Origin of the sequence: Chitinophaga sp. (assembly GCF_036569125.1) — a bacterium.
Taxonomy (GTDB): domain Bacteria; phylum Bacteroidota; class Bacteroidia; order Chitinophagales; family Chitinophagaceae; genus Chitinophaga.
In genome coordinates, this window is sequence record NZ_DATCRF010000489.1 from 1 (window position 1) to 4,873 (window position 4,873).

The 4,873-nt window shown below is 49.8% G+C and carries 2 protein-coding genes; both read left to right on the forward strand.

What is annotated here, in order from left to right; genetic code table 11:
* Positions 1 to 3,156 (forward strand): SusC/RagA family TonB-linked outer membrane protein (locus VIM87_RS18435; RefSeq protein ID WP_331998416.1); only part of this gene is annotated, 3,156 nt, incomplete at its 5' end.
* A gap of 28 nt (positions 3,157 to 3,184) precedes the next feature.
* On the forward strand, positions 3,185 to 4,801 hold the full coding sequence (locus tag VIM87_RS18440; RefSeq protein WP_331998417.1) for a SusD/RagB family nutrient-binding outer membrane lipoprotein: 1,617 nt from the start codon (positions 3,185 to 3,187) through the stop codon (positions 4,799 to 4,801).
* Positions 4,802 to 4,873 lie beyond the last annotated feature (72 nt).

Consider the following 4,873-nt stretch of genomic DNA (forward strand, 5'->3'; position numbering starts at 1 on the left):
CTCGGCGAAACGGGAGAGCCCTTTCCCGGCGCTACCATCGTGGAGAAAGGCACCAGCAATGGCGTAGCCTCCGGGCCCGATGGCGCTTTCACCCTTAAGGTGCATAACGGCGCTACATTGGTTGTTACTGCTATTGGTTATAGCGTAACGGAAATCTCGGCTTCCGCATCAGAGACCATCAAACTGCAATCTGCAGTAAAGCAGCTGCATGATATTGTAGTAACAGCAGCCGGTATTGCCCGCCAGAAAACAAGCCTGGGCTATTCAGTAAGCACCGTTACTTCAGAAAAGCTGGCGCAGAAGTCAGAGCCCGATCCTATCCGCGCATTAACCGGTAAGGTAGCAGGGGTTAACATTCAATCATCCGGCGGGGTGGCCGGTGGTGGTACCAACATTACCATCCGTGGTAACTCCTCGCTCAATGGCAATAACCAACCTTTGTTTGTAGTGGATGGGGTGCCTTTTGATAACTCCAGCTTTGCCAATGTGGGCGGCGCATCTGTGGGCGGGGTAGGCGTAACCAACCGCGCTTTTGACCTGGACCCTAACAATATTCAAAGCATGACGGTGCTGAAAGGGGCTGCAGCAGCGGCTTTATACGGCTCCCGTGCGGCCAATGGCGCCATCATCATCACCACAAAAGCCGGTAAAAAGAAATCAAGGAAAGGCTTGGAGATCACCTACAATACCTCTTACTCTGTGGAGCAGGTAGCCGGCCTGCCGGAGTACCAGACCAAGTATGGGCAGGGCACCAATAACGACTACCGTCATGGGGTATACGCTTCCTGGGGGCAGCCTTTTCCCGGTGTGAAAAGTATGCTGCCTACACGTACAACCATCCCGCACCAGCTTACACGCCAGTTCAGCTCCGCTGTGTTCCCGGAAATTTATGAGGCAGATGGCGTAACACCCAAACAGGTGCCTTATAAGTCTTATGCAGACCAGAACGTAAAGAATTTCTTCCGCGATGGTAGTGTGTATGAAAATGCCATCACCATCTCATCCGGTAGTGAAAAAGGCAACTTTAACGCAGGTTTTTCACATACCATGAACAATGGTATTGTACCGAATAATGAAATTAACCGTACTTCCATGAATGTGGGCGGTAATATCCGCTTGGATAACAAATTCTATGCAAGCGGTTCCATCAACTACGTGATCACCCGGCAAAAAACGCCACCAGTGGGCGGTCTTACGGGTTCTATCATGTCTACCTTAATGTATGTGCCCACCAGCTACGACCTTACTAATTATCCTTTCGAAAATCCAATCGATGGCAGTAACGTATACGACTATACCGGGGTGGATAATCCCTACTGGTCGGTAAAGCACAGCCTTTCCACCAGCGCGGTGGATAGGTATTATGGTAACCTGGTATTAGGCTTTGATCCGCTGCCCTGGTTAAATGTGCAGAACACCATTGGCTTTAACGCATACACCGACCGCAGGATCAGTACCCGCGGTAAAGGATCATCATCTTACCCCAATGGCAGCATTACATCAGATAATATTTACCGGCAGGAGCTGGATAACACGCTGCTGTTAACCGTTACCCGCCCGCTTAGCTCTGATCTGTCGCTGCGCGCCATAGTAGGCAATAACGTAAACCAGCGCTTAACGGACCGTAAAGCATTTTACGGCGATAACATTATTGTAGCGGACCTGATAGATATGAACAACACCAGCTCTATTACACCCATCCAGCTAAACAATAACCGCAACATCCTTAAACAGCGTTACTACGCATTCTTTACAGACATTACGCTGGACTATAAGAACTTTGCTTCCTTAAACCTGGTAGGCCGTAACGATGTATCCTCCACGCTGCCGGCCAATAACCGCAGCTATTTTTACGGCGGTGTAAATGGTTCGCTGGTATTTACGGAAGCCTTTCAAATGGATAAAGAGATCCTGAACTTTGGTAAGGTAAGGGCCGGCTATACCCGTGTAGGTAACGAGGCGTCCCCTTATCAAACGCAGAGCTTTTACCAGATAAATCCCGTACTGGGAGCATCTACCACGCCGGCCAATGTGGGCTTACCTTTTACGCCCGCTGGCGGCGCGGTATACAATGTGGTAACGCAGGCCAACCTGCTTACCAATGCCAACCTGAAACCGGAGTTCATTACAGAGCTGGAATTAGGTACGGAGCTGCAGTTCTTCAATAACCGTATAGGCATTGACTTTACTTATTACAATAAAAGAAGCACCTCCCAGATCTTTGAAGTAACCGCAGCGCCATCTTCCGGTTACACCACGCAGATCCTGAACCTGGGCGAGGCTACCAATAAAGGGATAGAAGTAGGATTGAATCTGTCTCCCATACAAACCAACCAGGGTTTTAACTGGGATATAGGCGCCAACTTTACCCGCAACCGTAATATTATTAAAGACCTGGGCGGTTACGAGCGCTTCAGCTATGGAGGCACTAATGGTACCAGCAGCGTGCACATTGTAGGCCGGCCCTATGGTTTAATACAGGGTACCGGTTATGCAAGGGATTCAGATGGCGATATCCTCATTGACCCCAACACCGGTAAACCGCTGGTATCAGGCGCTTTGCTGCCTATCGGCAATCCCAATCCTGATTTTATTTTAGGCATCACCAACACCTTCCGTTATAAGAACCTTTCGCTGAATGTATTGTTCGACTGGAAACAGGGCGGCCAGATCTATTCCAACACCATTGGGCAAATGATGTCGCGCGGGGTAACCCGGGATACGGAAGACCGTGAGTTCCAGATCGTATCGCCCGGCGTGCTGGGAGATATTAATACCCTCACTGCCTTGCATGATGCAACCGGGAAAAAGATCCCGAACAATGTAGCTATGTCTTATGAAGATCATTTCTTCAGTGGCGGTATGGGCCCCGGCGGTGTGAATGAAGGTTCCATTTTTGATGCCACGGTATTCCGCCTGCGCGAAGTATCGCTGGCATATGACCTGCCTAAAAGCCTGTTGGGCAGAACGCCTTTTGGTTCCGCCTCCATTTCCTTAACCGGCCGTAACCTGTGGTACAATGCACCCAACTTCCCGAAGTATTCCAACTTCGATCCTGAGGTAAGCTCACTGGGCGTAGGCAACTCACAGGGATATGATAACCTGGCAGTGCCCACCACAAGGCGTTTTGGCGTGAACCTGAGATGTTCTTTCTGATCCCGGATATTGATCAATTAATCTGATTATGATGACGACAATTAAAAACATAGCATATACATTATTACTGGCCGGTATTATACCGGTAGCAGGCGGCTGTAATAAGTTTGTAGATATTAATACCGATCCCAATAATCCTACCACCGCGGAGCTATCGTTGCTGCTGCCTTCCACAGAAGTGTCCATGGCAGCTAACATGTACCAGCTGAACAGCGGCACCTCCACCTTTATGCAGCACATGGTATCCTCTGCTTCTTTAAGCCGTTACCAGCAGGCCGGCAACAGCTTTGATGATTCATGGAACGGCTTTTACAGCCAAACGCTGAACGACCTGGAAACCATCATCAAAACCGGTACGGAAGAAGAGCAGTGGGGGTATGTAGCCATTGCCAAGCTGGAAAAAGCATACCTGGTAAGCCTGATGGTGGATATGTGGGGTGATATCCCTTATTCGGAAGCGCAGCAGGGGCAGGAGAATGTAAGTCCTGCCTTTGAAAAGGGAGAGGACATCTATCCCAAGCTGCTGGTAATGATAGATGAAGCCATTGCAGATGCAGGCAAAGTAATAGCCAATAACCTGGTGCCATCTACCGCCGATATGATCTATGGCGGTCTTAAAACCTCCTGGATCAGCATGGCCAATTCGCTGAAGCTAAAGCTGCATAACCAGCTGCGGCTGGTAGATCCGGCGGCAGCTGCCACGGCCATTAAAGCGCTCATAGCAGATCCATCCACCCTCATAGGCGGCGCCTCCAACTCTAACGGTACGGATTATACGTTTAAGTTCGGCCCTAACCAGAACCCGAATAACCGGCATCCCTGGCACCGTTCAGAATACCAGGGCAGCAAGAACTTTTACATGTGCCAGTCGATGATAGACCTGCTGTTTGATAATGATGATCCCCGTTTGCGTTACTACATTATCCGCCAGAATGCAACAGCGGGTTTAAATAACTCTACTAACAGCAATGGGTACTATGGCCGCAACCCGGGCGATGGTACGGCGGCGCCTGCGGATCTGAACCGCCGCTCCACCTTTGGTATTTACCCCGCCGGTGGTTTGTATGATAATGCACCCATTAATAACCTGCCGGCCACTAACCTGTTCCTTACCAATACCGGCGCTACCGGTACCTTAAAGGTGGTAACGGTAACAGACGGCACCGGCGCAGGGATTATCCCTTACATCACCAATGCCATGGTAAAGTTCATTCGTGCAGAAGCTGCGCTCACTTTAAATACCGGTGATGATGCACGGCAGGCTTTCCGGGATGGTATTACCGCCCACCTGGCCAGCGTAAGCGCCTATGCATCCTCTAACGGAGGCGCTATTATACCGCCTGCCAGCATTAGCAGCTTTGCAGATGCGCTATTGGCTAAATATGATGCAGCAGATAATGCCGGTAAGCTGGCACTGGTAATGACGCAGAAGTACATAGCAGATTATGGCAACGGTATGGAAGCGTATAACGATTATCGCAGAACCGCCTTACCGGTATTACGCACGCCGCTGTCGCCATTGAACACCTTTCCGCTGCGGCTGTATTATTCCGAAACGGAGCTAACCGCCAATACCAGCCTGGGAGGCAATACCAGCCAGCTGCAGATAGCGCAGCAAACTACGCCAGTGTTCTGGGATAAATAGTATAAAAAAATTACGGTCATTAAATTATAATCAGATGAAGCGTTTAGTAGTAATAGTTATCCTGTTAATGGG